This is a genomic window from Corynebacterium lubricantis DSM 45231, assembly GCF_000379425.1.
In the GTDB taxonomy this organism is placed as follows: domain Bacteria; phylum Actinomycetota; class Actinomycetes; order Mycobacteriales; family Mycobacteriaceae; genus Corynebacterium; species Corynebacterium lubricantis.
The window spans coordinates 24,667-51,406 of the sequence record NZ_KB902238.1; the positions used below are offsets into that span (position 1 = coordinate 24,667).

A 26,740-nucleotide genomic window follows, 5' to 3' on the forward strand; every position below is an offset into this window, starting at 1 on the left:
TAATGTTTCAATTTTCCCCTGAATAGGGGACCGCCGAGCCTATCCCTGCAGGAACGCCTCCAGTTTTTCAGCGCCGTCAACGGCCAGCGGGGTAGGTGGCTCGGCGAATGCCAATTCCAGCAGCAGGATCTGGTTCTCGCGCACGGCCGTGATCGCGTCGGCACCTGGCAGTGTTGTCACTGCATCGACCGCGCCCGACTCGCCCGAGTGCAGGAGCAGGATCACATCGGGATTCGCCGCCACGAGTTGTTCCGCGCTGATCTCAAAGACGCGGTCCTGCTGGTCACCGAACACGTTGGTCAGCCCGACGGAGGTCACTACCGGGTTCGACATGGAATCCTTGCCGTAGGCATACATGGTGGCACCCTCAATGCCGGGGTACACCACGGCCACGGTCTTGCCCTCCCCTGCTGTCTGATCCAGGGCGGCGACGCGGGAAGCCACGTCCTCTTTGAGGGATTCGGCGCGGGAGCTTTCGTCGAAAAGCGTGGCGTAGAGGTCAATCTGGTCGTTGACGTCCTCGATTGAGGCGTCGTGGACCTCGCCGCAGAACCCGGGTTCGTTGATGACGGGCACGTCGCTGACAGTGTCGGCGCTGACGGAATTGCTGTAGCCGATGATGAGGTCGGGGCTCTCGGCCATGACGGCTTCCTTGGAGATCTCGAGGTGGCCGGAGGTGTTCAAGCGATCGGAAAGCGTGGGGATGTCAGCGAGCTGAGCGTTGGTCTCATCGTCGAAATACACCTCGGGGAAAAAGCCCGCCTTCGCCACCACGCGGTCAAGAACTCCCAGTTGAGAGAGGGTTTCAACCGAGGACGCATCCTGGAGCACGACGCGCTCGGGAGCCGCATCGAGGCTAAAAGTGTTGCCACAATTCTCCACGGTAATGGCCGCGTCCGATGCCTCTGAGGAAGTGGTACAGCCGGTCAGGCCAAGCGCGAGAGCGGGAGCGAGGATGAGAACAGGCACAATCTTTTTCATGGTTGGAGCCTTTCAAATTGGAGGTGATCGCGAGTACGTGTGACGGCGACGTTGTAAACGGGTTCAAGGATGGCAGGAACAAGGACCTGATCCGGCGGACCCGAGGCGACGATCTTGCCGTAGTTGAGCAAATAGACGTGATCGCAGTACTCGAGCGCCGCGTTGAGGTCGTGTAACACCACGGTGACGCTGCCCTGGTAGTGGGAAATACTGTGGAAAACATCCAGCGTGTAGCGGATGTCGAGGTGGTTGGTGGGCTCGTCGAGAAGCATGTGTGGCGTGTCTTGGGCGAACGCGCGTGCGATCATGGCGCGCTGGCGCTCGCCGCCGGACAACGTGGGCAGAAAGCGCGTGGCCAATTCGGTCAGGCCGACCTGTTCGAGGGCTTCGAGGACTTTGGTTTCGTTATTGTCGCGGTGCGGGAGGCGGCCGAGTCGGACCACCTCCGCCACGGTCATCTGCGGCGGTTCGTCGTTGTCTTGGCTGACCACGGACAGGCTCTTCGCGATGTCGCGCGCGGAGAGTTTCTTTAGCAGCGAACCATTGATCAGCACCTCGCCTGCGGTGGGTTGAAGCGCGCCGAAGAGGCAGCGCAGCAAGGTGGTTTTGCCGGAGCCGTTGGGCCCGACAAGTCCGGTGATGCCGTGGTCGGGGATGTCTAAGTCGATGCCGTGCAGGATGGATTTGAAGCTGAGGTCGCGGGTGGTGATCATGACGCGGCCCCCATGCGGCGCACGAGCAGCAGCAGGAAAGGCGCTCCGACCAGAGCGGTGAGGATGCCGATGGGGATCTCCTGTGGGGCGAGCAGGGTGCGCGCGGCGATGTCGGCCGCTATGAGCAGCGTGGCACCGAGCAAGGCCGCGACGGGCAGGAGATGGCGGTGCGCTCCCCCGACGAGGCGGCGCGCGGCGTGCGGAACGACAAGCCCGATAAACCCAATCGACCCGGCCATGGCGACGACCGCGCCGACAATGATGCACACGAGAATGACCAGCCCGGCGCGCAGTCGGTCTGGGTTGATCCCGAGGGTGAGTGCCGCATCATCACCTATGGTCAGGGCATCGATGTTGCGGCCGAGCAGCGTGAGTATGACGGTCACCAGTACAACGACAAGGAGCGTTGCGACGAGCACCTGGTTCCATTGCGCCAGCCCCAAGGAACCGAGCAGCCAGAACATCACGGAGCGCGAGCCCTCAGCGGAATCCGAGGCGAAAATCAGAAAGGAAGTGAGTGCGGAGAGCGCATACCCAACGGCAACGCCGGCCATGAGCAGGCGGATGGAGGTGAGGCGACCACCCGCTCGGGCGACGGCAAACATGAGGGCAGCAGCGAGAGCCGCGCCGACGAAGGCAGACCCCTGCAGCGCGAACTCGCCGAAGCCCGCGCCGACTCCGAAGAGGATCGCGAGCGCGGCACCAGTGCTGGCACCGGAGTTGATCCCCAGGATGTAGGGGTCGGCGAGCAAATTGCGCACCACTGCTTGGAGCACTGTCCCGGCGACGGCAAGACCTGCGCCCACCGCAACACCCAAGATGATGCGTGGTGCGCGGATGTCCCAGACGATCGCATTGGCGGTGTCAAGGTCGCTCGGGAGGGGGCGATTCAGCAGGTTGTGGCCCAGGACGGACAAAGTGTCGCGGAGGGGAACCGACGTGGGACCTAAAATAAGACCAGCAAAACACGTGACGACGAGGGCCGCCACCAGAATGCTGGACCACACCAAAGTGCGGCGCTGATGCGCGGCGAAGCCGAGCTTGTCCTGGGTGGGGGTCACCCAGCTAGATTATCAAACGATCAATTGAATATATGAGTTAATCCGAGACTGGATAGACTCTGGAATAATAGGGCTTATGACTGATTTGGACCGCAACCTCGCCATTGCCGAGGGGTGGTCTCCCACTTTCAAGATCATGGGCGATCCCACTCGGCTCAAGCTACTCAGCGCTATCCATTTCGCAGGCCAACATAAGCTGACGGTCAGTGAGCTTGCCGAGGCAACAGGACTGCGAGTGGCCACTACCTCGGCTGCATTGCGCTCGATGGAGACCGCGAGAATTGTCAGTTGCGCGCGCGATGGTCGCACCATGCGCTACGGCATTGCCGACGATCGCGTACACCGGTTATTGCACGAAATAGGCGCTGGCCATAGCTATTAGGAAGCTTGGTAATCTCACACGCATGGACCCGAAAGTGGACTCTAAATTGGACCCAGAAGTACACCAGAAGAATCAACAGCTCCTCTCCGCAGCCGTGCGCAATGGATTGCTCATCGGCATCGGAGTCGGCGTGATTGCTGGGCTTGTCATGGGCAGCGTCACCATGGGTCTTATCTACGGGGCGATTCTTGGGTTGATCGTGGGTGCCGCGATCGGGCTCGTGAAGCAAACACCTCCTCCGAAAAAGGAGCAGGGTAAGAAATGACTATTCTGTACCTCTTTCTTGTCGCCGTCCTGCTCCTGAGCCTGAATCGCGCATGGAAACGCGACGACCATGTAGCCGAAGTGCTCGACCGCGAACTAGAGATTATTGAAGGCCAGATCAACCGCACACAAGACTAAACCCGACCCCTAGCCTTGTGGGCCAGGTGTCGGGCGGGGCAAAACTATCGTGCTAGAGGATTACTCGCTGCGATCGATCTCCTCTTCCTCGGAAGCAATCTCGTTTGGAGTCTTAATATCGATCTTCTTCTTGGAGCTCTTTGCGTCCGGAGTTGGAATGGTAATCGTCAAAACACCATCGCTCAGATCCGCTTCGATCTTGTCGGTGTCTGTCTTCTCCGGCAGCGTCACGCGACGCTGGAAGCTCGAGGAAGATTCACGGACTACGTATTTACGATCCGAGTCCTCTTCCCTCTTCTTGCGGGAAGCAGTAATAGTCAGGGTACGACCATCAACGTCGACGTCGACTTCGTCGGACTTAAAGTTAGGCAGATGCGTTTCTACGACAATCGCGCCGTCTCGCGAATAAACATCTGTGGTTGGGCTCGTGCTGTTTCGTAGACCCGAGCTAAAAGAGTCTCCGAAGAGCGTCCTCTGAAGCGAGTTAAGTTCTGCAAATGGGTCCCAGCGGGAAATGTCGGCCATGGTAGTTCTCCTTTAATTCTAAATTTCTATAATCTGCAAGCGATGGAACTTGAGCGCCCTTCGCTCTACCCCTAATATTACCCCCGATTTGCCTCTAGTCAAATATTCTGATTCTTGTTCGCTAGGGGCGAATTTCGGATAGGATTACAGAGGTAGTGGGTAAGTTCCCCACACTGGTTATAACAACCTCTTAGAGAACTTATTCCAAAGGAAGAAAAATGGTTCGAACCATCGCCGTAACCGGCTCAGCTTCAGGCATCGGCAAAGCAACTGCCGAAATTCTCGAGGAACGCGGAGACACCGTCATCCGCATCGACCTCACCGAGGGAGACATCACCGGAGACCTTGGCAACCCTGAGGAGGTCTCCAGGGTGGCACAAGAAATCGTCAAAAAATCTGGCGGAACCCTCGATGGACTCGTTGCAAACGCCGGTGTGACGGCGGGAAACTCGCTGTCTTTGAAGATCAACTACTTCGGCACGGTCCAGCTCATCGAGGAGCTCGTCCCCGCGCTGGCAAAGTCAGACAACCCACGCGTTTCCATCACCACGTCCGCAGCTACGCTCCAGGGCAACGATCCTGAGCTGGTGGACTTGCTGCTGAACAACGATGTCGAAGGCGCTATTGAGCGTGGCGATTATTTGGGCACCCTGGGACCCCAGGCAGGTTACGCAAACTACTCCTCGTCGAAACGCGCGATCTCTCGCTGGGTTCGCCGCGTCGCTTCGACCGATAAGTACGCAGGTCAAGGCATCGGTATCAACGCCGTGGGACCGGGTCAGGTTCGCACGGGCATGACAAAGGAACTCTTCGCCTCCGAGGAGGGCCGCAAGCAGGCCGCCGACGCAATGCCCACGCCGTATAACGGGATCGCTGATCCAGAACACATCGGGGTTGTGCACGCGTTTTTGCAGGATCCCCGTAATGCACGGATGACGGGCCAGGTATTCTTCGTCGATGGTGGCTACGATGCTCTGCGCCGTGGCGACGATATCTTTACCAGCGTGGAATAGTCGGCGGAATAGGAGTGAAAAGTGTCTGAAGCAGGGTCCGGCCAGCAAGAACCGGTGACAAGCGCCTGGCCCCTCGAGCATTCGCTGGGCTATCTGCTTCGGCGCAGCATCAATCGGCTCAGCACCGCTTGGTCGCATACCGGCCCCGCGCTGACCATGGCACAGTTCACCATCATGATCGAGCTGGACCGCAATCCCGGCCTTGACCAGCACACTCTTAGCGAAAACGTGTGGATCGACTCGTCGACCGTCGCGGACGTATGTCGCCGACTGGTGCAGCAGAACATCCTGGAGCGCACTCGCAGTGAAACCGATCGCCGTCGCTATATTCTCACCCTGACTGCGGAGGGAAAGCAACAGCTGCGCGACGCGCTGCCCAAGGTCACCGCGGTCAACGAAGAATTGGCCACGCACCTCAACGAGAAGCAACAACGCGAACTAGTCGCGTTGCTGCGTCAATCGGTCGGTCTAGAGTAGACCCCGAGCAGGCCCTACTCGGGGATGCGGTCGAAGGCCTCGCTAATCTTCTGTGCCCGTGCCTCGATCGGTCCGCGCGTCTGCGGATGTGTGAACACGTAGTCGGCACCTTCGCGCAGCCCCGTGATCACGAGAGCTGCGACGTCGCGGGGATCCTTCACCGGAAGCGGTGGCAAGAAGTCCTCCATTTTCGACGATTCCGGGCCGTGGCTCGGCCGAGAGGTCGCGTTCTCGTTGATACGCGTCTCGACGAGCGCCGGTACCAAGTTCAGGACCTTCACGTTTTTGTCGGCGTATTCCTTCGCAATGACCTCGCCGAGTGCAAGCGCTGCCGCCTTCGACGCGCCATAAGCGCTGGTTCCCGGCGCGTGCATCAGCGCGGCCACCGACAAGGTGTTCACCACGTGCCCGCCCCCGGAGTTGGATTCGAGGTGCGGCAGGAAGGACTTCAAACCGTGGACGACTCCCCAGAAGTTGGTGTCCATGACCCACTTGAAATCCTCGAGCGTGAGCTCACTAAACGGTGCGAGCGGACCAACGCCTGCGTTATTGACCACGATGTCTACCCGGCCGTGTTCAGCGATGACCTGATCAGCGAGCGATTGCACGGATTGCGCATCGGTGACATCGGTTTGGATGCCGTGGGCGCCGATCTCGGCTGCCACAGAATTGAGCGTCTCGGGATTCCTGCCGGTGATCACGACGGTGGCGCCCTCGTCGATAAGCGATGCTGCAAGTGCCTTACCGATACCGGATGTGCCGCCGGTGACCACCGCTACCTTGCCCTGAAAGGACTCGATTGCCATTGCTCTCACCCTAGCTTTCGAAGAGCTTGAGGCCGGCGATAATCTCCTCGAGAGGAGTCTGGTCGATCAGCGGAGCGGTCTTCTCGCGGGACTGCGCAGGCGTGGTGATCGCGGAGGCAGGGACCTCTTCGACCTTGCGACTGGAAAGGTCCTCGTAGACGTGCTCGCCGTAGAGGCGTCCGCCCTGGTAAGGCCACACCATGGCCATATTCTGGGTGATTTGGTAGGTCTTAGAAGGATCGACATCGTCGTGGGCAAGCAGCTCGTGGGTGCCGGGAACAACCCAGGCGAACACGCCGTCGGAGAAGATTCCGTGATCGGAAACCGCTACGTGCTCCTCGATCGGGCCGAAGACGTTGTCACCGTTGGCTGCGGTGGTGCCGTAAAACTTCGCCACGTCATCCATGCCGTTGAGCACGAGTGTCTGGCCGTGGTCTTGGAGACGGTACTGCGGAGACTCGATGGTCATCTCCGGGATGAGGATTTCCTCCCACCGGCCGGCGACCTCGAGCAGGCCGTGACGGCGGTAGTTCTTCAAAATGTGGCGGTGCTGTGGGTTCTCCACGGTGGCCAACTGCTCGTCGACACCTGCGGGGACCATGTGTACTTGAAAAATAGTCATGCGAGTTGCTCTCCTATTTGCGCTTGATATTCGCGTTGAAACGGAATACATTTTCCGGGTCGTAGCGCTCCTTGAGCTCGACGAGGCGATCCCAGGTACCGCCGTATGCTGCAGCGGTGCCGCCCTCTTCGTCGCCACCGAAGTAGTTGATGTAGGCGCCGCCACTCATGTGAGGCTCAAGCTTGGAGTAGATATCGCGGACCCAGGCGATGTTCTTCTCGTCGTCTTCCTTATCGTCCCAAAGGCCGAGGATATTCACCGGGTGCTTCGCGTGGCGGTGGTTGAACGCGGTGGCATCGTTGTCTACTCGCGCGACCGCTCCGCCGAGGGTGAGGATCTCAATCTGGCAGCGGACGTGTGGGATGTTGCGGGTTGCCTCGATAACATCGTCGATAGCCTCGTCTGGGAATTCCTCCAGGAAGCCGGCCTTGGCGTAGTGGCGGGGGCCATGCTCAAAGACATCATCAAACTGCTGCTGCACAACGACATAAGGCAGCACCCCGTCGGTGGCTGCGACTGGCTCAGGGATGCGATTTCGCAGGGCCTCGATGTAGGCGCGGCCTTCCTCATGGTCACCTGCCCAGATCATCGGGGTGAGCAGGATTGGCTTGCCGCGCAGGTCCTCGGGGATCCACTCGAAGCCAGGCAGGCTTGGGTCTGGGCAGCCGCGGAAGAAGGTCAACCAAGCGAAGTCTTCTGGTGCCTGGGCCATCTCTTCGCGCCACAGCTCGGCGACCTCACGAGCGTCGTCGAGGTCGAAGACCAGTGCTGCCAGGTAGACATCTGGGTGGAAATCATGGCACTTGAAGTGGAACTGCGTCACGATGCCGAAGTTGCCACTGCCGCCGCGCAATGCCCAGAACAGGTCGGGGTCGTTATCCTTGTCCACAGTCTTGATGGTGCCGTCTGCCAGCACGATCTCGCAGGACAGGAGGCTGTCGATGGACAGGCCGAACTTACGCATGATGTGACCGAAACCGCCACCGAGCACGAGCCCGCCCATGCCGGTATGGGAGATGGCGCCAGCCGGAACGACGAGGCTGTGCGGTGCGGTGGCCTTATCCAAGTCACCGAGCAGCGCGCCGCCCTGGCCCCAGGCTTCCTTCTTTTCAGGATCAACGGTGACTTCTTGCATGTTGACCAGGTCGATCACAACGCCGTCGTCGCACATCGAGTGGCCTGGAGCGCTGTGTCCGCCACCCTTGACTGCGATGGGTTGGTTATTGGCTCGCGCCCACTTCACGGCCTCGGCGACCTCTTCGGTGTTCTTCGGTTGGATAATCAACGCTGGATGGCGATCAATCATGCCATTCCAGAGGTGACGGGCCTCGTCGTACTCTGCCTGTCCTTGCGTGCGCACGGTGATACCGGCGTTCAGGAGTTGGGTGGTGTCGAGGTTGCGTGCGTTGGTGGGGTTGGTCGCTTGAGGCATAGCGGGCCTTTCTGAAGATTCGGAAGTACCACTCGATAATTAGTCCGTGTACGTACTAATTTGTGATGGGCCTCATAGTAAACAGAATTGTGTGATCTGTCTAGCGCAGGATGAAAAATTTCTGGCGACGCACAGCGTTCTCCTATGATGGCCTGACCCGGCCTGGCTTCCCATAAGAAAAGGCCACGGAGTAAAAACTCCGTGGCCTGCTCAATTTATATTGCGCTAGTTAAAGCGTTATGCACCTACAACAACCAGGGTCTTTCCCTTGGACTCTGCGTTCGCAGCGAATGCTTCCTTCGTCTGCGACAGTGGGAAGGTGTTGGTGATGCGCTGGGAGATCTTGCCTGCGTTCACCAAGCTGACCAGTTCGTTGAGAACGTCAGTCGAAGGCTGGGTCATCTGGGCAGACACCTCGATGCCCGCGGCTGCCGCAGCCTCTTCGTTGTGCTGGGTGCCACCCATGGACACCATGTGGCCACCCTTCTTCAGTGCCTTGTAGAAAGGTGCTGGATCAACGCCAGCTGGGGCGGTATCGAAGACACCATCAACCTCTGGCAAGGAGTCAGCCCAAGAAGCCTCCTGGTAAATATGCACCTCGTCGGCACCAAGACCCTTCACATAGTCAATATCGCTAGCACTTGCGCTGGCGATTACGCGTGCACCCTTGGCCTTAGCAGCCTGAACGGCAACGCTGCCGATGCCGCCACCAGCTCCGAGGACGACGATGGTGGAACCTTCACTAACGCCAATGGTGCGCAGCGCCTGAATTGCGCTGGCGCCGACGAGTGGCAATGTTGCAGAGTCGTTGAGGTCCAGCTCGGTTGGTGCGAGTGCAGTCAGTGCAGCTGGCGCGAGGATCTGATCGGCGAAGGAACCTGCGCCGCCAAGGAGGAGGCCCGCCTGGCCGATCACCCTGTCACCAACGGAAAGGAGATCAACACCAGCGCCGACCTTCACTACGGTGCCGGAGAAGTCGCCGCCGACGGTAGCTGGCAGCTCGAGTGGCAGCATCTCTGCAAGGTAGCCCGCGATGATCGCGTTATCGATTGCATTAATGCTGGTAGCTGAGACCTGAACCAAGACCTGGCCCTCGGCTGGCTCACCCAGCTCTGGGGTGTTGTTAAGAACGATGTTGTCGGTGGAACCGTACTCGGTGAACTGTGCTGCGGTCATGATGTTTCCTTTTTCCTAGAGTCTGTGTGGCCTGCTTTAAACTTCAAGCTTGAACTCAACCTTAGGTCGATTTACTTCAAGATGCAAGTATTTCTTCAAAGTTTTATTTCAATCTTGAAGTGAAACTGGTTAAAATAGGGCCATGGACAAGGCACAGGAGCCTCGCTGGCTCAACGAAGAAGAGCGTGGCGCGTGGAACGCGCTCGCAAGCATGATGATTTTGCTGCCCGGCGCATTAGACACCCAGCTCAAGCGCGATGCCGATATCTCGCACTTTGAATACCGCGTGATGTCTACCCTCTCCGAGGTGCCTGGGCGCTCGCTGCGCATGAGCGATCTAGCCACACTGGCCGATTCAGCGCTGCCGCGGCTCTCCCAGGTGGTGGCAAAACTAGAAAAGCGCGGCTGGATTCAGCGCGAGCCCGACCCTACCGATGGCCGGTACACCACCGCCACGCTTACCGAAGCCGGGTGGGAGAAAGTCGTGGACACCGCGCCCGGGCACGCTGAGGAGGTCCGCCGCCTTGTCATTGACCCATTGACCAAGACTCAATTACGGGCGTTGACCGAGATTGGTAAGCGGGTTGTGCACGAGATCAACCCGGCCAACCCTCCTACGCATTAGGCAGACATTTGACCGCGAACTAAGCCAGCTTGGAATAAAGGTGCTCGGGCCGGCCCGTTGCGCCATAATTCAGGCGAACGTGAACAACTCCCTGGGCGGCCATCGCCGCCAGTCTGCGCTGCGCCGTTGCCCTTGATACGCCAGCAGCCTCGGCGGCTGCGGCTGCCGAGAGTTCGCGGTTACCCAAAGCGTCGAGAAGCAATTGCTCGGTCGATGAACTGGACACCGGTGCGCTGGGCGCCACCCCATGCAAGATGGAAAGTGCCTGGTCTATCTTTTCTTGGCGCAGCCCGCGCTTCCCCGTGAGCACGTGGCGGTAGCGGGCGTACCTGTCTAAGCGGTCAAGTAAGAGTTGTCGCTGGAAGGGCTTGACTAGATACCCCAATGCCCCGGCGCGAAACGCGCGACGCACGGTGGCGGCCTCGTCGGCTGCACTGAGAATGAAAGCATCGATGCCGGTGTTGTGAACCAACTCGATCCCATCGCCGTCGGGCAGGTACACATCGACGAGCATGAAGTCCGGCTGCGAAGAGCGGATCGCCTCGTGGGCTTCTGCCACGGTGCGCACGGAATTCTGCACGCTAAAGCCGGGAGCCGCTTCGACGATGTCGGCGTGAATCCCGGCGACGCGAAAATCGTCGTCAACTATTAACACTGACCAACTGCGCTGTGCCATCTCACTCCTCTTCCTGCCTATAGTTCACATACTCCCCCGGTTCCATCACTCCCGGCAAGCGCGCGCCAAACACTGCACCTCGCCCGGTGTCGGCGCCGCCCAGTTCGATGACCCACACATCGCCTCCACGGCGCTTGGCTAAGTCGCGAGAAATGGTCAGGCCTATGCCTCGGCCATGGACTCGATCGGGGTCGGGGTCGGACTCGGGCCGGTGATCGAATACGTCAATCCCGGGTTCAATGCCTGGGCCCGAATCTGCCACGATGATGACCAGGTCGCGGGCTTCGTCGAGAAGCGTGACCTCGACGAGTCGTGGTTCCTCGCCATGCAATGCAGCGGTGATGGCGTTATCGACAAGGTTGCCCAGCACCGTGGCCACGTCTTCAACCTCGACAACCGTGCCCAGGACGAGGCTCGTGTCACGGATCTGCAGCGCCACCCCGCGCTCGTCGGCCTCCAACGACTTTGCGCCGAGGAAGGACTGGAGGAAAGCCTCGGTGATCAGATCCGCGCCTGTCAGCGGATAATCCACCGGACCCCGGTCGCGCATGGTGTGAAGGAAATCGTTGGCTTCGTCCTTCCGGCCTGCCTCCAAAAGCCCCGAGGCGACATGCATGCGGTTGGCGAACTCGTGGCGCTGCACGCGCAGCGCCGAGGTCATCGCGCGCACCGAATCCAGGCGCTCGCTGAGCGCCACCATGTCGGTCCGATCGCGGATCACGATCACCGAGCCCAGTTCCTGCCCGCCGCGGTCGACGGAACGAGACTCCAGGTAGAGCACACGGCCGTGAACCACGACGCCGTCGCGCGCATTACCCGCCTCAAGGTCGGCGACAACGTCGGGGGCGAGCTGCAATTCGGCAAGCGTCATGCCCTTGGCATCGCGGACCTCGAAGATGTTGTTCGCAACACCGTTACTCAGGCGAATCACCCCGTTGGTATCAAGTGCCACAACGCCGTCGCCGACACCATCAAGCACCGCGGCCTGGTTTTGCACTAAGACCACCAGTTCCTCAGGCTGCAAGCCCAGGGTTAATTGCTCCCAGCGGCGGCGCAGCAATAAAGCGGCCGCAAAGCCGATGGCCAGGGCCAATAAGGCGGCGGCACCAATGTAGAGGAGGATTCGCGGCAACTCATCGAGCACCCCGGCGCGCTCGAATCCCACCGCGACTTGACCAACGGGCTCCTGCGAATCGGGCGCGAAGACGGGCACCTTCGCCCGTGCCGATTCTCCCAGCGTGCCGCGTTCCCAGACGATGACTTCCCTGCCCTCAATGGCCGCGGTGAAACTGGTGGACACGGGTTGATCCAGGCGGTTGGGGTCGGGGTGCGTCAAGCGGATTCCGGTGTCGTCGGTGATCACCACGAATAGCGCGCCCGTGGATTCGGTTGCCTGATTGGCAAATTCCTGCAGGTATCCCTGAGCCAGTTCTTCCTTCGGCGGATCGTTGTGCAGGTGAGTTTCCTCCGCCACCTGCTCTCGCACCTCCGGTTCCGCAGCAATGGTGCGGGCAATCATCAGCGCTGAGTTCTCGGCCTCGTCGCGAAGCTGCATAATGCTCATGCCAATGAAGAGGACAGAGCTCGTTGCGACGACAGTCGCCACCGTGAGCAGCTGTAAAAACAAGACGCGAGTGGTAAAGCGCATGAACACCTCTTCTAATTCGATTCTCCGATTCTCTGATCCGAGACTGAGAAAACTCCATTTCAGCACGTATAAAACGGTGCACCAAACTGTGTGAGCTAAACGCACTAAACGATGAAAATGCACTCATCGCGATCTAACGCACTGAACCCTTTGAGAGTGATGGAAGCCACTTTAGACTGAGCGCTGTCTTACAGAACACTGAGATTTCACGCACTAAACCGTAAATATTCACTTTCACGAACTTTCACGAACTTTCACGAAGGAGACCGGATGTTATCCGAACCCGCGTTTATGTTGGCTGCGGAATATGCGCCCAGCCACACCCTGTCCGACGGGATCCTCGTCGTGCTGGGATTCCTCATGGTCCTAACCTTCATGGGTCTGATCATGCTTGGCCGAGTGACCCCGATGGTCGCCCTGATCTTGGTCCCCACCATCTTCGGCCTCATCGCCGGAGCTGGCCTCGGCATCGGCGACATGGTCATCGACGCCATTAAGGACATGGCGCCTACCGCGGCCCTACTCATGTTCGCGATCATGTATTTCGGCATCATGATCGACGTCGGACTTTTCGATCCCCTGATTCGCTTCATCACGCGCACGCTCGGCAACGACCCCGCGAAGGTCGTCCTAGCCACTGCTGTACTGGCCGGCGTTGTTTCCCTCGACGGCGACGGTTCCACCACATTCATCATCACCACCTCGGCGATGCTGCCGATCTACCTGCGTCTGGGCATGAGCCCGGTCGTGCTCACCGTCGTCGCCGGCCTAATCAACGGCACCACGAATATTCTCCCCTGGGGCGGCCCCACCGTGCGTGCAGCAGCCGCGCTCGGACTTGAACCATCTGACGTCTTTGTGCCGATGATCCCCTCGCTGGTTGTCGGCCTCGTCGTTGTGTTCATCTTCGCCTGGTTCCTGGGTCTGGCCGAGCGCAAGCGCCTCGGCGGTGCCATCGACGATTCCCGCTTCGGCGGCACCTCCGGTGGTGGCGTTTCGGGGGGCAACGGCGGCACCGGCGGCAGTGGTTCGGGCAGGACGAACAATGACAAGGTTCCTACCGGTGGCGGCGGAGCAGTGCTTGTCGACGAGCGCGAAACCAAGGTTGAGCAGCACGTTTCCGTCGATCCGATGGATACCGAGCAGTCCCAGGACGGGCTCACCGACAGCATGCTCGATCCGCACCGAGCAACCCTGCGCCCGAAGCTGACCTGGTTCAACCTGATTCTCACCATCGCCGTGATGGCACTGCTTATCGCGGATATCTTCCCGCTGGCCTACGTCTTCATGGTGGGCACGGGTATCGCGCTGGCCGTGAACTTCCCGAAGGTCAAGGACCAGGCCACCGAGATGCTGGCCCACTCTTCCTCCATCGTCGGTGTGGTTTCCATGGTGCTTGCAGCAGGCGTGCTGGTTGGTGTCTTCTCCGGTACTGGCATGGTTGATGCGATGGCCAGCTGGATCACCTCCGTCATTCCGAATTCCCTGGGTGCCTACCTAGCTCCGATTACCGGCCTGCTGTCCATTCCGATGACGTTCTTCATGTCCAACGACGCCTTCTACTTTGGCATCCTCCCGGTCTTAGCCGAATCCGCCTCTCACTTCGGTATTGAGCCGGTCGAAATGGCCCGCGCCTCCATCATCGGCCAGCCTGTTCACTTGCAGTCTCCACTGGTGCCTGCGATCCTGCTGCTCGTCTCGCTGGCGAACGTCAGCCTCGGCGAGCACCACAAGAAGGTGCTGTGGCGCGCCACCATCGTTTCCCTGGTCATGCTCGCTGTAGGCATCTTGGTTGGATCCATCCCACTAGCTGCATAATCCGCTTGAATTTTCTTGGCACCTGTTCGGCACCGTAGCTTCCGGCGGTGCCTTTCTCATTGTTTCCGTACCATTGTGGCAACCACTCGATTTCCATTTGAAGTGAGGCATCATGCCTGAGACGACACCTAACCCCCGCTCAGTAAAGCGAAGCACGGCACAATATTGGTCGCTGATTCATACCGAGCGCTCCCGAATCGCTGACGTGGCTGAGGACCTAACGGCAGACCAGTTGCGCACGCAGTCACTGTGCCAAGCCTGGACTGGCGAGTACGTCGTCGCACACTTATCAGCAGCAGCCAACACGGGAAGGTTCGCATGGCTCGCCAGCATGGCACGTTCGAGGTTCCACGCGGATCGGCACAACGCCCGCCAATTGGCGCGCTACCTCGGTGATACTCCAGAGGAAACCGTGCACACCTTTCGTCGATTAGTGCCCAGCACCGTCGCACCCACCAAAGATTACGGGGCCTGGCTCGGCGAGGTCATCGTCCACGGCCAGGACATAGCGGTCCCCCTCGGCGTCGATTTGGCACCCAGCCGTGCCGCGGTCAGCGAGGTGGCCACATATTTCACCACGAAAGACTTCGCCGTGAACAGCTACAGCCTTGTCCAGGACTTAAAGATTGAGGCGCTTGACGACGATTTTCACGTCGGAACCGGGCCGGCCGTACGCGGGAACCTCCTGCCTTTAGTGATGACAATGGCCGGACGCCCGCAGTATCTCGATCAACTTAAAGGTGACGGGGTTGCCGAATTGGAGCGTCGCCTGCGGGGTTGAGAAGTGGCCGAGCGTTGCGTCACTTTTCTGCGGAAATGCACTGTGACGTGCGTAAAATTGGAGCTGGAAAGGATGCATCATGAGCAGCTCCGCAACTAGCCAACTCCCCGCCAACTACGTGCTCGATCACACCATCAACATCCAACAAGATGACAAGGCAAAGATTCAAGGCTATTTCATTGCCATTGCCTTGGTAGCCTTCGCCATTGCCCTGCTCTTCGATCTGCCGATCACCTCAGACTGGCACACCGGCGTAGTTATTGTCATAACCATTATTGCAGTCGTTGTCTATCTCGCGCTTCACGAAGCAACACATGGAATCGTCGCGAAGTGGCTCACTCAAACTCCCTCGACCTACAGCTTTTCTTTTCCATTCCTGCGCACCTCAAATACGGGATTCTTGACTAGGAGGGGTCTCGCTGCGGTTTCCCTCGCTCCCGTGGCGGTCTGGGGAGTTGTTCTTCTCCTGGCACTCCTTGTGGTGCCCGAGGACTTTCGAATGACTTTATATATTCTGCTGGCATTGAATTTCGCGGGTTCGTCCGGCGACTGCATCGAGGCTGCTGCTGCTTTGAAACAACCGGAGAATACGCTGCTGCGGGACAACGGTGACGAGCTCGAGGTGTACCTCCCGGCTTAAGTGGCTTCGGTTTTCTGCGACATCAAAGTCTGATCTCACATTTCACCTCGCCCAAACGTCTGCATAATGAGAGACGAGAGGTGAGAATCATGACATATGTACGACATGCACAGGTGGAGTCCCCGCTTCGCCAGCTGACTGTGGTCGCGGAAGACGACAACCTGGTCGGGCTTTACTTCCCTGAACATCGGTATCCTCCAAAGGAATCTGACGTTGGCCAGCGAGTAGACGTAGAGACAGACGAGACATTGTCTACGGTCGAGAATCAACTGCAAGAGTTCCTTGACGGAAATCGCCAAGAGTTTCATGTTCCTGTGCGCCCCCATGGCGATGACTTCTCGCAGCAAGTCTGGTCACTCCTGCGCGGGATCCCCTATGGCGAAACTACGTCTTATGGCCAGCTGGCTGAGCGTTTAGGCAACAAAAGGCTTGCTCAGCGCGTGGGCCAGGCCGTCGGCCACAACCCCGTCAGTATTGTCATCCCCTGTCACCGGGTGCTCGGTGCCGATGGATCGTTGACCGGTTACGCGGGAGGATTGGATCGGAAACGCTACCTCTTGGAATTAGAGGAACCGGCCGCGGCCGACAGCGGGAGACTTTTCTGAGGCTCATGGAACTGCCATTCGATCACGCCGTGGAACAACATGGGGCAACCGTGCTGCGCGTCTGCCGTGCCGTTTTAGGCCCCGGCGCGGATGCTGATGACGCTTGGTCGGAGACCTTTCTCTCAGCTCTCAAAGCGTGGCCGGAATTGCCAGACGATACGAATACGGAGGCGTGGTTGGTACGCGTCGCTCGTCGTAAAGCAATCGACATTACTCGAGCGCGCGCTCGCCACGCGGTCCCCACCGATGAGCTTCCGGAGCAGGCCTCCACGGATCAAACCCATGGAGACAACGATGTGTGGTCAGAAGTAGCAGCGCTGCCCGAGCGACAGCGGTTGGCCATCGCCTACCACTACCTCGGCGGACTGCCCCACGCAGAAACAGCCGAACTGATCGGAGGCAGCGCAGACGCGGTGCGCCGAGCCGCAGCCGACGGCATGAAGAAACTAAGAAAGTCCTACGAGGACAAGGAGCCCAACAATGGATAACACTCTGTTCCCCATTGACAGTGCCACGTTGACCGAATTGAAAGCTCGGCTTGCCGTGGAGGCTCAGGAGCGTGGGCTCGTCGACGTGGCCTACCGAACCATCGATACCCCAGTCGGGCCACTGCTACTTGCTGCAACTGAAGCAGGCCTTGTTCGAGTCGCGTATGAGAAGGAAGATTTCAGCGCGGTGCTTGACTCACTGGCTTCAAAGATCAGCCCCCGCATTCTTAAAGCACCCCGTCGTTTAGATCCTGTCGCCGAAGAGATCGACGAATACTTCTCGGGCACACGGCTCACTTTCGACGTCCCCTTAGATTTTTCGATGTCCAGCGGTTTCCGCCAAAGCGTGCAACGCTACCTGCCACACATCAAATACGGCCACACGGAATCGTACAAAGAAGTCGCCGAGCACGTCGGCAACCCGAAAGCATCTCGCGCCGTGGGTACCGCGTGTGCCACGAACCCACTTCCCGTTGTAGTGCCTTGTCACCGCGTGCTGCGCAGCGATGGCAGTCTTGGTGGCTACATCGGCGGGTTGGAGGCGAAAACTACTCTGTTGAATCTGGAGAACGCAGCATGAGCAGGAAGGAGCAATCTATGGACTCACTATTCGACGATCTAACGGATCCCCCGGTACCTGAACTCCCAGAGGGTGCGCATTACGTACCCCGGTGGCTCACGCTTGAACACCAAAGTTGGATAGTCCGGCGATTCCATGAATGGACTGCCGGCCCCGTCCCGATTCGCTCAGCGAAGGTTCGCGGGCATGAGATGAGCGTGCGCACGGTCTGCCTCGGTTGGCATTGGCGCCCTTACGAGTACACCCGAGAAGCCGTCGACGTCAACGGCAACCGAGTGCTGGACTTCCCCGATTGGATGGTGCGCCTCGGACGCAAAGCGCTCGTCGCTGCCACGGGCGACCCGCATGCTGGCGACGATTACACACCGGATACGGCACTTGTGAATTACTACGACGACGCGGCTCGCATGGGAATGCACCAGGACAAAGACGAGCAGTCCCTTGCACCTGTGGTGTCGCTTTCCATCGGCGACACCTGCAAGTTCAGGTTCGGAAATACGGAGACCCGCACCAAGCCATACCAAGATATTGATCTCGCCTCGGGCGATCTGTTCGTCTTCGGCGGTCCCTCCCGTCTGGCGTACCATGGCGTTCCAAAGATTTACCCGGGAACTGCCCCAGAGGGCTGCGGGCTAGATTCGGGGCGGATCAACATCACCATGCGCGTCACAGGACTGGAGGGATAGGCGTGGAAAGTACACCGAGCCCGGACAACCAACCGGACAATGGAATCGTCGTCGGCGAAGATGGATTATCTCGCCCACAGTTGGCCAGCACCGATCCCATGATGCGCGACTACTACGACGAAGAATGGGGCATGCCTGTCCGCGACGAGCAAGGCGTGTTCGAAAGGATCAGCCTCGAAGCATTCCAAGCAGGTCTGTCCTGGCCGACAATTCTGCGCAAACGCCCCGCATTCCGTACTGCGTTCGATGACTTCGACCCCGAGAAAGTCGCACGCTACGGTGATGCCGAGTTCGACAGCCTCATGGGCAACGCAGGCATTGTGCGAAATCGAGCCAAGATCTTGGCGACGATTAACAACGCCAACGCCACCCTTCGCCTGCGCGAAAGCGGCGGCTTAGCCGAGTTTGTTTGGTCCTTTCAACCTGCAGAAACCCCAGCTCCGCGAACGATCGCGGAGATCCCCACGAAGTCGCCTGAATCCCTCGCATTATCTAAGGCGCTGCGGAAGGAGGGCTTTTCTTTCGTCGGGCCGACAACTATGTATGCACTGATGGAGGCTATCGGCATCGTCGACACCCACCTGATTGGCTCGCATCGGCGTGGAACGTCCGGAGTCTGGCCTGCATGAGCCAGCGCACGGAACTCAGGGTCGATTCCAACGGTCCCTTCGACTTTCAGGCAGCCTTCGACACCCTTGTGGCGCACCGGATCGAGGGATTACACCAGCTCACCACGAACTCCTGGGAATTCACCCGCCTAGAGCAAATTGGCGACGAAGCGCACCTAATTACAGTCCGCCTGGATCATCGCGGTGCTGTTATTTCATCGGAAACTCAGGACGAAGACGTCAATTCCACCGTCGCACAACGAGTCCGGCATTGGTTCGACTTCGATACGGATCTGGATCCAATTAATCAGCACCTTGGCGCAGACCCCGTATTTGCTGCTCAGGTAAAGGCACGCCCTGGCATCCGAATCACGAGGTTTCAGGCACCGTTCGAAGCGGTGATCCTGACCGTTCTAGGTCAGCAAGTCTCCCTTGCAGCAGGCAGACTTTTCGGCGCCCGCCTTGTCGCTGCCTACTCACCACCGCCTACTCATTCAGGGCTGCGCCTGTTTCCCGCACCAGCCAGCATCGCTGCCACAACCGTCGATGAATTGCGCGCCGCAATTGGCCTCACCAACGCACGCGCGAGAACAGTACACGAGGTGGCCGTACTCTTTGCCGAACAAGACAATCATGCAGTGTTACCTTCGCGCGAGCAGCTGCACCAGATTTCCGGGATCGGACCATGGACCTTGGATTATTTGGCTATCCGGGCAAGCACCAACCCAGACGCTTTCCCTGCCTCCGATGCTGTTCTCAAACGCACGCTTGCGGCAAACATCACCGACAATAGTGTTCAACGCATCCAGTCCTGGGCGCCGTATCGTAGTTACGCAGCAACACGTTTATGGGCATTATCCAGCTAGTTTCGGAATTCTCCGTCTCTCCTCGAAAGCGGTGGGCGCCATAGAAGGCGCAGTTACTCACCTGAGAAGAGGGTCTCCGCGGTCCACTCTTTTGCGGGCTGAGTGTGCAGCTGCCAATAGGTCTCGGCGATGGTGTCAGGGTCAAACGCGGTACCCGGCGCGATCGCACCGTGAACGGTAACGCTCGTGGCTTGCACGCCTGCTGGAGCGAGCTCATCATGCAAAATAGACGAGGTGGCCAGCACGCCAGCCTTGCCAATAGACAGGGTGGCGTATTCGGCACTCGGATGATGGCCGAATCCTCCGCCCGTGATGAAGAACGTGCCACGGCCTGCCTCGCGCATGGCAGGTGTCAGCACCTGAGCAGCTGCAATGGAGCCGAGAACGTCAACGTTGTAAGCGGCAGCCTGCTCGGAAAGCGGAGTCGCCAGGATTCGGTTAGGCACGAACACTGCCGCGTTGTACACCACCACACCAGGAGCGCGCTGCTCAGCAAAGCGTTGCAGCTCAGCTACGAAGTTCTCGGTATCGCCAGCATCGAGAAGCAGCGTATCAACCTCTGCGCCCAGGTCTTTCAGCTCAGCAACAACGGGTTCCAGCTTCGTCGCCGTGCGTGCCGCGAGGGTGACGGAAAAACCCTCCCGCGCGAAACGCTTGGCAATGGAACCGCCCAGGCCGGGACCTGCACCGATGACTAGCAGGTGGTTTGAATCAAGTTCTGGAAAAAGAATTGTTCCTTTCGAGTCAGTTGGTGCGCGCAGCCATGTGCTCGCTAGAATTGCCCAGGCTACTCCCTTTTCCGCAGACGATGCAGCAGGCTATTCAACAAAGCGGTTTAGCTACACAACGAGCACTTGACCCGCATACTCGGCGACATCAATCGCATAACTGCGCGATTGGTTGTACGTGGTCACGGCAGAATTCCACCCGTTGTCGGTGGTGACATCGCGCTCCTCACCACACAAATACGAAGCCGCGGTAAGTACCGCGTCATCGATATTGTGCGGATCCGCTTCCCCGTCGAGATTGCCGTCGCGCCCCTCGAGCTGCCACGTGCCCGGGATGAATTGCATGGGGCCCACTGCACGGTCGTATTCCTGGTCGCCGTCGAGCTCGCCACCATCGGTATCGACAATTTCCGCGACACCCGAACTGCCGTCCAGGGGCACACCGATGATCGCGGGGCTGACCTGGCCGCGCTCGTCGATACGCGCTCCGCCGTACGCGCCGTGCACCGACTCCACCCGACCGATACCGGCCAACGTATTCCAACCGATGCCGCATTCCGGCTGCTCGTCGGCGATGCGCAAGGCCGCGCCCGCATACGCCGCCAGGGCGCGTTCGGGGATATCGCTTGTCGACGAGGTCTCGGCTAACCAATCAGCATCGGCGAGCTGCGCAATCGGCGTATATGCGTTGGTGTCGGCAGCCGGTTCGGCTTGGCTTTGCTCAGGTGCTGTTGGGTAGCCCTGCTCGACGTAGTTCGGTTCGTTCGAGGAGCAACTAGCCAGGACGAGGCTAGTTGTAAGAATTGCGGCCAAGGTTATGCGTTTGGCTGAAATGAGCTTTCCTTCCGAATGACTTGCGTAGGTTTAAGGCACGCGGTGACCGGAGGCCTTCACCAGCCCGTACCATTCGCCACGAGTCAATGGAATATCCGATCCTGCTACAGACTCAACGACGCGGTGGGGCGTTGTAGTTCCCAAAACAACCTGAATTCCTGCTGGGTGCCGGGTAATCCAGGCAACAGCGATCGCCATCGGCGTGACACCGTACTTCTCTGCCAGGCGCTGCAGCTCGGCATTGAGGTCCGGGTATTCGGGGGAATCGAGAAACACACCTTCGTGAGTACCCGCCTGGAACGGCGACCAGGCCTGCACGGTGATCTTGTTGATGCGGCAGTAGTCGATGAGTCCGCCGCCGTCGCGGGTGATGGAATCGTCGCTACCTGCGATATTCGAGGCGAGACCCTGCGCCATCAGCGTCGAATGGGTGATGGACAGCTGCACTTGGTTGGCCACGATCGGCTGTGTGACCGCGGTTTTTAGCAGATCGATTTGGCGCGGGGTGTGGTTGGATACTCCGAACGCGCGGACCTTGCCGGAGGAATCGAGTTCGTCGAAGGCGCGGGCGACCTCCTCGGGCTCGACGAGTGCGTCGGGGCGGTGCAGCAACAACACGTCGATGTAATCGGTGCCCAGAGCCTGCAGGGACTCGTTGACGGAAGCGATGATGTGCTCGTTGGAGTGATCGTAGCTCCACGGATCAGGCACGATGCCCGTCTTGGTCTGCAGGATGATCTGCTCGCGCTCGCTGGAGCTTAAGTGCAGGGCCTTGGCGAATCGGCGCTCGCACCAATGTCGCCCGCCCGGATGATTGAATCCGTACAGGTCAGCGTGGTCGAAGAAGGTGATTCCCGACTCGCGGGCTACTTGGTAGAGCTCGCGGATCTCGTCGTCGGACTTGTCCGCGATGCGCATCATGCCCGCGACGATGTTGGGCACCTGGGTGCCGGTGTTTCCAAGGGGGACGGTTTTCATGGCGGCCAGTGTAATCCAGCGAAAGAATAAAGAAACCGCCTCCCACGCAATGTGGAAGGCGGTCCGGGCTGTGGAGCATAGGAGAATCGAACTCCTGACATCCTGCTTGCAAAGCAGGTGCTCTACCAACTGAGCTAATGCCCCGTGCAGGAACTCACTTTACTCCCACACCCTGCCAAGAGAAAAATCGCCCCACAACCAGCACTAACTACTCTTCATGCAGGCCCTTCATGGCTACCTTCGTAAAGTCGTCGAGGGCTTGTTCGGCGCGCTCGAGCTCTGCACGTGCGGATTCCTGCTCGGCCGGCGGGTCGTAATCGCGCGCCACAATCTTCTCAAACCACGCTTGGTAGCGCGCCAAATCTGCCTCCGACTCTTCGACCTCCTCGTAGGTGGCCCTACCCTGCTCCAGCTCCTCGTCCAGCTCGGCGAAGAAACCCTGAATGCGTGTGAGTAGTTCCTGGTATTCGTCGGCACGCGCGGCTTGGAGCTCGGCGACGACCTCGGTTTCCTCAGCGGGGTCGGTGAAGCGGAAGGACAGGACGCGTGCGCTACCACCTTCGTCCTGGACCTTCGCGGCGAGCGTGCGGATCCCGCGCGTGGTCTTCGGAGTTGCCGGGATCAGGCAGGTGGATTGCTGAATATATAGCGCACCCAGTGCTTTGAGCTTGCGCCAGACCGTTACGCGCAATGATGCGGGCGCGCCCGCCGTCGAGATCGCAATCAGCAGCCATTCCCGTGGTTCACTCATGCCCTTGAGCCTACTTCGTCACGTCACCTCCCCAAAGTAGCGCTCCAATGTTACGATTGTAACAAATCAAAGTAACAAGGGAGAATGCTATGGCTGAGACAATCAGCACCTGGCATGAGGTCGACGCCGACGAGACTCTCGCCGAACTCAACTCTCGCGCCACAGGCTTAAGCACCGCAGAGGCCACCGAAGCCCTCGAAAAGTCAGGGCCCAACCAACTCAAACCACCAAAAAAGAAATCCTTCTGGCACGAGCTGGCCGAGGAATTCACCGAACCGCTCCAGCTCATGCTCATCGTCGTGGCAATCCTGTCGTTCATCTTCGGCGAAATGATCGACGGTATCGCGATTTTGGTCGTGATCGTCCTGAGCGTGCTCGTCGAAACGCTCTCTGAAATGCGCTCGCACAAAGCCATCAGCGCGCTCGCCACACTCACGGCGGCGCGGGCGCACGTGCTTCGCGACGACTCCCCCGTGGAAATCCCCGCCACCGACGTAGTCCCCGGCGACGTTCTTGTGCTTGAGCCAGGCGAAATCATCGCCGCCGACGCCCGCGTCTTGGAGGCAACGGGCCTGCGCCTCAACGAATCCGCACTGACCGGCGAGCCCGTCACCACTGTCAAGGGCGCGGATCCGGTCGCCCAGGACACCACCCTGGCCGAGCGCTCCAGCATGGTCTACTCGGGTACTTCGGTCGCCTCGGGCACCGGCCGCGCCGTGGTCGTGGCCACGGGCAAAGACACCGAGGTCGGCCGCCTGGGCACGATGGTCTCCACTGAGAAGCCGCCTGCCACTCCCCTTCAGAAAACTACCCGCAACCTGGCGAAATATGTCCTGGTCCTGGCGATCATCGTCTCCGTGGCGGTGCCAATCATCGGCCTACTCATGGGCCAGCCATGGCAGAAAATGGTTCTCACGGGTCTCACCCTGGCGTTTGCCACCATCCCCGAAGAGCTCCCCATCCTGGTCACGGTGCTGCTGGCCATCGGCGGCATGATGCTCTCGCGCAAGGGCGCGCTGCTACGCCGCCTCGGCGCCGGCGAAACGCTCGGTTCCATTACCCACCTGGTCACCGACAAGACCGGCACGTTGACGCAGAACAGGATGGATGTCCGCGAGGTGCGTGGCGACGAAGCCACCGTCCTGGCCACCGCCCTCATCGCTCAAGGCGGCGACGATCCCACTTCGTCTGAGCCGATGGATCTCGCGGTCGCGGAACGGGCCCGAAAAGTTGTCCCGGAGTCCTTCCTGGAAAACATCGCCGCAGGCCACACACTTGTCGAATGGCCGTTTACCTCGGAGCGGCGCCGCGTCGCCCGCGTTTTCGCCGACCCTTCGGGTTCCGCAAACATCACGGTCATGGGCGCGCCCGAGTTCGTAATCGCACTCGATAGCGAAGGCTCCCACTGGCAGGCCGAGGCAGAAGAACTGGCCGCCCGCGGGTACCGCGTTCTGGCAGTTGCCTCCCGCCCGCTCAGCGAAGCCGAGCTCGCAGGCGAGCCAGCGGTGGAAGAACTCGAGGCCGGCGCCACCGTCTACGGTCTGATCGGATTCGAAGATCCACTGCGCACCGAGGTCCCCGACGCGGTAACCAGCATCCGTACGGCGGGCATCGCCACCCTTGTGGTCACAGGCGACGATCCGGTCACCGGCCGTGCCATTGCATCACAGGCAGGCATCCCCGAGGGCCCGACTCTGACCGGCGGCCACCTCACCGAGGCAGACGACAACCAACTTGTCGACGGTGCCGTCATCGGCCGCTCCACCCCCGCCGACAAGCTAACCATCGTGCGCCGGCTCCAGGCGCAGGGCTACCGCGTGGCCGTGACCGGCGACGGCGTCAATGATGCCCCCGGTCTCGCCGCCGCCGACGTCGGCATTGCCATGGGCGAGCACGGCACCGACCTCGCCCGCCAAACCGCCGACGTGGTGCTCACCAACGACTCGTTTGCCACTATTGCAGAGGCCATCAAGTCCGGCCGTAACGTGGGCACACAGCTGCGCCGCGCGATCGCCTTCTACCTGGGCGCCAAACTCGCACTGGTACTGGTCACCGTTGTCGCCCTGCTCATGGGTTACCCGGCTCCGTTCAGCCCGGCACAGATCGTCATGATCGAGCTGTTCATGGACATCGGCGCCTCCATTGCCTTTGTCTACGAACCAGCCTCGAAGCGCTCCATGCACCAGCCGCCACGGGATCCGGCGGCGCACTTCGTCGATAAGCCTCTTGTCACTGCTCTTGTGGGCAGCGGCCTTGCCCTGACGGTTGCGGCGCTGCCTGCCTACTTGATTGTGCAGACGCATTCCACCGACGAGATGATGGCGCGCAGTGCCGCGCTGTTTGCCTGGTTGGCCTCGCACGCCCTGATCGCCTGGACCCTGCGCGCGGAGCCTGGCCTGTCGTGGAAGGCGAACCCGTGGTTCCCGACGTGGGCGATCGCCGCGATCCTCACGGCCGTGGTGCTGTGCATGACCCCAGCCGCTTCCGTGATTGGCCTGGTAGCGATGCCATTCTCCGCAGCGCGTGTGGCCATTGGCGCTGCTGTCGCCGGCGTTCTGATCGCGCTCCTGCTGCGGCCGCTGACCACGCACAGGAATACTTTGTAGATTCGCCAGTTTTGGTCGCCGCGCTTGCGTACCCTCGGAATTGATAAGAATCTTGTTCTCGCTTCATCTGACTCAGGCGGCGACCACCATGAAGATGACCATGTCCGAGATGTGGGATTACATCCACACAGAACGAAGAGATCTTGCCGGCGACCTCTGCTCTTTGCGCGCGACGGAGTGGGAGACGCCCTCGCTGTGCCCGGGCTGGAGCGTGCACGACGTGCTGGCCCACCTCACAGATACGGCCCGCACCGGAAAAATCGCATTCATGCGCAGCATGTTGCGCGCACGGGGGGATTTCCACCTCGCCAACGAAAACGGCATCAAGCGCTGGAAATACGAGGACCCGCGCGAAACGCTCCATTATTTCCTCGAGGCTCGCTTTACGACGAAGCTTCCGCCCGCCCATCCTTCCACGCGCCTCGTGGAGATGATCGTGCACGCCGAAGACATCCGCCGGCCCTTATCCATCCCCGCGGAATACCCTACCCAGGGAATCCACGAGGCGCTGAAATACCAGCTGCGCACCTCTGCTTCTTTCGATGGAGGCAAGGAACGAACCCAGGGCCTGCACCTCATTGATGCCGAAAACGGCACTTCCTTCGGCAGCGGCGACGACGTCACCGGCCGCGGGATTGATCTCCTGCTGGCCGTGTCAGGCCGCGCAATTGACCCAGACCTGCTGACTGGGCCTGGGGCACACAAGCTGGTTTAGCGCTCTGGGTTGTCCTGTGCGCGGTTGTCCTGAGCTCGGTTGTCCTGAGCTGGTGCCTGGTTGTCGCCGTCACCGATGCGCTTATCAATTTCTTCGCGAGCCTTCTTAATCTGGTCGGCCTTGTCGGCGCCAAGCTTCTCGGTTGCGAACTGTTCTGCCTTGTCCAGCACAGCGTCGGTCTGAGCCTCGTCGCCGAGGAGGTCTTTTGCCTTATCGAAGATGCCCATGATGCACCACTTTCTGCATGGTTTTGCGTAGCTTCTAGGAATCAGCCCCAGGGCTGGGACCTGGTCCCCAAAATACACACTTTTTGCCTAATCTATCGGCCTGAGCAGCCGGATGGTCGAAAATGCACCCTCGCCATTATCGACCACACGAAATTCCCGAACATTTGCATAGTGCATTTCCCCAGGTCATTTGCGGTCATATCAGCAACATTTCCCGCATGGTCGATAATGATTTTCGACCATCTGAGATCTGGGCACCAAGTTGACACTCATGCCACAAAAATACCGCC

General features: G+C 59.7%; 32 protein-coding genes and 1 tRNA gene. 17 read left to right on the forward strand and 16 right to left on the reverse strand.

All coding sequences use genetic code 11. The annotated features are described in order from the left end of the window. Positions 1-39 precede the first annotated feature (39 nt). The 3 genes from A37O_RS0113825 to A37O_RS0113835 are packed head-to-tail and all read right to left on the reverse strand — an operon-like array spanning position 40 to position 2,755. Positions 40-981 carry an ABC transporter substrate-binding protein gene (locus A37O_RS0113825; RefSeq protein WP_018298107.1) on the reverse strand — a complete coding sequence of 314 codons (942 nt, stop codon included), beginning with the start codon at positions 979-981 and terminating at the stop codon, positions 40-42. Then, positions 978-1,694 carry an ABC transporter ATP-binding protein gene (locus A37O_RS0113830; RefSeq protein ID WP_018298108.1) on the reverse strand — a complete coding sequence of 239 codons (717 nt, stop codon included), beginning with the start codon at positions 1,692-1,694 and terminating at the stop codon, positions 978-980. Before A37O_RS0113830 ends, A37O_RS0113825 begins: the two co-directional genes overlap by 4 nt. After that, positions 1,691-2,755: a FecCD family ABC transporter permease gene (locus A37O_RS0113835; protein WP_018298109.1), complete on the reverse strand. Its 1,065-nt coding sequence runs from the start codon at positions 2,753-2,755 to the stop codon at positions 1,691-1,693. Before A37O_RS0113835 ends, A37O_RS0113830 begins: the two co-directional genes overlap by 4 nt. Positions 2,756-2,831: 76 nt before the next feature. Here A37O_RS0113835 and A37O_RS0113840 point away from each other — a divergent pair, with 76 nt between their 5' ends. Genes A37O_RS0113840 through A37O_RS16605 form a run of 3 tightly spaced genes read left to right on the forward strand, consistent with a single transcriptional unit; the run spans position 2,832 to position 3,539 of the window. Continuing rightward, positions 2,832-3,137 carry an ArsR/SmtB family transcription factor gene (locus A37O_RS0113840; RefSeq protein ID WP_018298110.1) on the forward strand — a complete coding sequence of 102 codons (306 nt, stop codon included), beginning with the start codon at positions 2,832-2,834 and terminating at the stop codon, positions 3,135-3,137. 34 nt (positions 3,138-3,171) lie between these two features. After that, on the forward strand, positions 3,172-3,402 hold the full coding sequence (locus tag A37O_RS0113845; protein WP_156802619.1) for a hypothetical protein: 231 nt from the start codon (positions 3,172-3,174) through the stop codon (positions 3,400-3,402). Further along, the gene (locus tag A37O_RS16605) at positions 3,399-3,539 is read left to right on the forward strand and encodes a hypothetical protein (protein WP_018298112.1); all 141 of its coding nucleotides are present in this window, start codon (positions 3,399-3,401) and stop codon (positions 3,537-3,539) included. Before A37O_RS0113845 ends, A37O_RS16605 begins: the two co-directional genes overlap by 4 nt. Positions 3,540-3,599: 60 nt before the next feature. Here the strand turns inward: A37O_RS16605 and A37O_RS0113855 are convergent, their stop codons facing one another. Then, the gene (locus A37O_RS0113855; RefSeq protein WP_018298113.1) at positions 3,600-4,064 is read right to left on the reverse strand and encodes an Hsp20/alpha crystallin family protein; all 465 of its coding nucleotides are present in this window, start codon (positions 4,062-4,064) and stop codon (positions 3,600-3,602) included. A 218-nt stretch (positions 4,065-4,282) separates the two neighbouring features. On the opposite strand from A37O_RS0113855, the gene A37O_RS0113860 reads away from it, so the two are divergent. Then, complete coding sequence (locus A37O_RS0113860; RefSeq protein WP_018298114.1) at positions 4,283-5,077, forward strand: SDR family oxidoreductase; 795 nt, start codon at positions 4,283-4,285, stop codon at positions 5,075-5,077. A gap of 21 nt (positions 5,078-5,098) precedes the next feature. Continuing rightward, complete coding sequence (locus tag A37O_RS0113865) at positions 5,099-5,554, forward strand: MarR family winged helix-turn-helix transcriptional regulator (RefSeq protein ID WP_018298115.1); 456 nt, start codon at positions 5,099-5,101, stop codon at positions 5,552-5,554. A 14-nt stretch (positions 5,555-5,568) separates the two neighbouring features. Here A37O_RS0113865 and A37O_RS0113870 read toward each other — a convergent pair whose 3' ends face one another. From A37O_RS0113870 to A37O_RS0113885, 4 genes are all read right to left on the reverse strand, one after another. Then, positions 5,569-6,360, reverse strand: a complete 792-nt coding sequence (locus A37O_RS0113870) for an SDR family oxidoreductase (protein WP_018298116.1) — start codon at positions 6,358-6,360, stop codon at positions 5,569-5,571. 10 nt (positions 6,361-6,370) lie between these two features. Further along, positions 6,371-6,982, reverse strand: coding sequence for a hypothetical protein (locus A37O_RS0113875; protein WP_033378281.1), 612 nt, complete (start codon positions 6,980-6,982; stop codon positions 6,371-6,373). Positions 6,983-6,995: 13 nt separating this feature from the next. Next, the gene (locus A37O_RS15580) at positions 6,996-8,414 is read right to left on the reverse strand and encodes an FAD-binding oxidoreductase (protein WP_018298118.1); all 1,419 of its coding nucleotides are present in this window, start codon (positions 8,412-8,414) and stop codon (positions 6,996-6,998) included. A gap of 237 nt (positions 8,415-8,651) precedes the next feature. After that, the gene (locus A37O_RS0113885) at positions 8,652-9,590 is read right to left on the reverse strand and encodes an NADP-dependent oxidoreductase (protein ID WP_018298119.1); all 939 of its coding nucleotides are present in this window, start codon (positions 9,588-9,590) and stop codon (positions 8,652-8,654) included. A 142-nt stretch (positions 9,591-9,732) separates the two neighbouring features. Here A37O_RS0113885 and A37O_RS0113890 point away from each other — a divergent pair, with 142 nt between their 5' ends. Then, positions 9,733-10,215, forward strand: a complete 483-nt coding sequence (locus A37O_RS0113890; protein WP_018298120.1) for a MarR family winged helix-turn-helix transcriptional regulator — start codon at positions 9,733-9,735, stop codon at positions 10,213-10,215. A 19-nt stretch (positions 10,216-10,234) separates the two neighbouring features. On the opposite strand, the gene A37O_RS0113895 is transcribed toward A37O_RS0113890, so the two are convergent. Continuing rightward, on the reverse strand, positions 10,235-10,891 hold the full coding sequence (locus A37O_RS0113895) for a response regulator (RefSeq protein ID WP_018298121.1): 657 nt from the start codon (positions 10,889-10,891) through the stop codon (positions 10,235-10,237). Between the two features lies 1 nt (position 10,892). After that, entirely contained in the window at positions 10,893-12,539 is a 1,647-nt protein-coding gene (locus A37O_RS0113900) for a sensor histidine kinase (RefSeq protein WP_018298122.1), read from the reverse strand. A gap of 270 nt (positions 12,540-12,809) precedes the next feature. Between A37O_RS0113900 and A37O_RS0113905 the strand changes: the two genes are divergently transcribed. From A37O_RS0113905 to A37O_RS0113945, 9 genes are all read left to right on the forward strand, one after another. Further along, on the forward strand, positions 12,810-14,357 hold the full coding sequence (locus A37O_RS0113905; protein WP_018298123.1) for a CitMHS family transporter: 1,548 nt from the start codon (positions 12,810-12,812) through the stop codon (positions 14,355-14,357). 112 nt (positions 14,358-14,469) lie between these two features. After that, a complete protein-coding gene (locus A37O_RS0113910; RefSeq protein ID WP_018298124.1) occupies positions 14,470-15,138 on the forward strand; it encodes a maleylpyruvate isomerase family mycothiol-dependent enzyme in 669 nt (222 codons plus the stop codon). Between the two features lie 79 nt (positions 15,139-15,217). Beyond that, complete coding sequence (locus tag A37O_RS0113915) at positions 15,218-15,778, forward strand: DUF3267 domain-containing protein (RefSeq protein WP_018298125.1); 561 nt, start codon at positions 15,218-15,220, stop codon at positions 15,776-15,778. Between the two features lie 89 nt (positions 15,779-15,867). Continuing rightward, on the forward strand, positions 15,868-16,383 hold the full coding sequence (locus A37O_RS0113920) for a methylated-DNA--[protein]-cysteine S-methyltransferase (RefSeq protein ID WP_026196391.1): 516 nt from the start codon (positions 15,868-15,870) through the stop codon (positions 16,381-16,383). 5 nt (positions 16,384-16,388) lie between these two features. Further along, positions 16,389-16,871, forward strand: a complete 483-nt coding sequence (locus A37O_RS0113925) for an RNA polymerase sigma factor (RefSeq protein WP_018298127.1) — start codon at positions 16,389-16,391, stop codon at positions 16,869-16,871. Continuing rightward, positions 16,864-17,451, forward strand: a complete 588-nt coding sequence (locus A37O_RS0113930) for a methylated-DNA--[protein]-cysteine S-methyltransferase (RefSeq protein ID WP_018298128.1) — start codon at positions 16,864-16,866, stop codon at positions 17,449-17,451. The genes A37O_RS0113925 and A37O_RS0113930 overlap by 8 nt, the downstream gene beginning before the upstream one ends. A 17-nt stretch (positions 17,452-17,468) precedes the next feature. Continuing rightward, positions 17,469-18,137, forward strand: coding sequence for an alpha-ketoglutarate-dependent dioxygenase AlkB family protein (locus A37O_RS0113935; RefSeq protein ID WP_026196392.1), 669 nt, complete (start codon positions 17,469-17,471; stop codon positions 18,135-18,137). Between the two features lie 2 nt (positions 18,138-18,139). Next, a complete protein-coding gene (locus tag A37O_RS0113940) occupies positions 18,140-18,766 on the forward strand; it encodes a DNA-3-methyladenine glycosylase I (RefSeq protein ID WP_018298130.1) in 627 nt (208 codons plus the stop codon). Then, entirely contained in the window at positions 18,763-19,611 is an 849-nt protein-coding gene (locus tag A37O_RS0113945; protein ID WP_018298131.1) for a DNA-3-methyladenine glycosylase family protein, read from the forward strand. Before A37O_RS0113940 ends, A37O_RS0113945 begins: the two co-directional genes overlap by 4 nt. Positions 19,612-19,664: 53 nt before the next feature. Here the strand turns inward: A37O_RS0113945 and A37O_RS16325 are convergent, their stop codons facing one another. The 5 genes from A37O_RS16325 to A37O_RS0113970 form a co-directional block, all read right to left on the reverse strand. After that, complete coding sequence (locus tag A37O_RS16325; protein ID WP_083912669.1) at positions 19,665-20,390, reverse strand: SDR family NAD(P)-dependent oxidoreductase; 726 nt, start codon at positions 20,388-20,390, stop codon at positions 19,665-19,667. 60 nt (positions 20,391-20,450) lie between these two features. Beyond that, complete coding sequence (locus A37O_RS0113955) at positions 20,451-21,152, reverse strand: lytic transglycosylase domain-containing protein (RefSeq protein ID WP_018298134.1); 702 nt, start codon at positions 21,150-21,152, stop codon at positions 20,451-20,453. 51 nt (positions 21,153-21,203) lie between these two features. After that, on the reverse strand, positions 21,204-22,151 hold the full coding sequence (locus A37O_RS0113960; protein WP_026196394.1) for an aldo/keto reductase: 948 nt from the start codon (positions 22,149-22,151) through the stop codon (positions 21,204-21,206). 71 nt (positions 22,152-22,222) lie between these two features. Continuing rightward, a tRNA-Ala gene (locus A37O_RS0113965) sits at positions 22,223-22,295 on the reverse strand. 64 nt (positions 22,296-22,359) lie between these two features. Next, the gene (locus tag A37O_RS0113970) at positions 22,360-22,902 is read right to left on the reverse strand and encodes a Chromate resistance protein ChrB (RefSeq protein ID WP_018298135.1); all 543 of its coding nucleotides are present in this window, start codon (positions 22,900-22,902) and stop codon (positions 22,360-22,362) included. Positions 22,903-22,991: 89 nt separating this feature from the next. On the opposite strand from A37O_RS0113970, the gene A37O_RS15585 reads away from it, so the two are divergent. Beyond that, entirely contained in the window at positions 22,992-25,508 is a 2,517-nt protein-coding gene (locus A37O_RS15585) for a cation-translocating P-type ATPase (protein ID WP_018298136.1), read from the forward strand. Positions 25,509-25,596: 88 nt separating this feature from the next. After that, positions 25,597-26,223, forward strand: a complete 627-nt coding sequence (locus tag A37O_RS0113980) for a maleylpyruvate isomerase family mycothiol-dependent enzyme (protein WP_026196395.1) — start codon at positions 25,597-25,599, stop codon at positions 26,221-26,223. Here the strand turns inward: A37O_RS0113980 and A37O_RS0113985 are convergent. Further along, entirely contained in the window at positions 26,220-26,450 is a 231-nt protein-coding gene (locus A37O_RS0113985; RefSeq protein WP_018298138.1) for an antitoxin, read from the reverse strand. The genes A37O_RS0113980 and A37O_RS0113985 overlap by 4 nt on opposite strands. Positions 26,451-26,740: the final 290 nt, after the last annotated feature.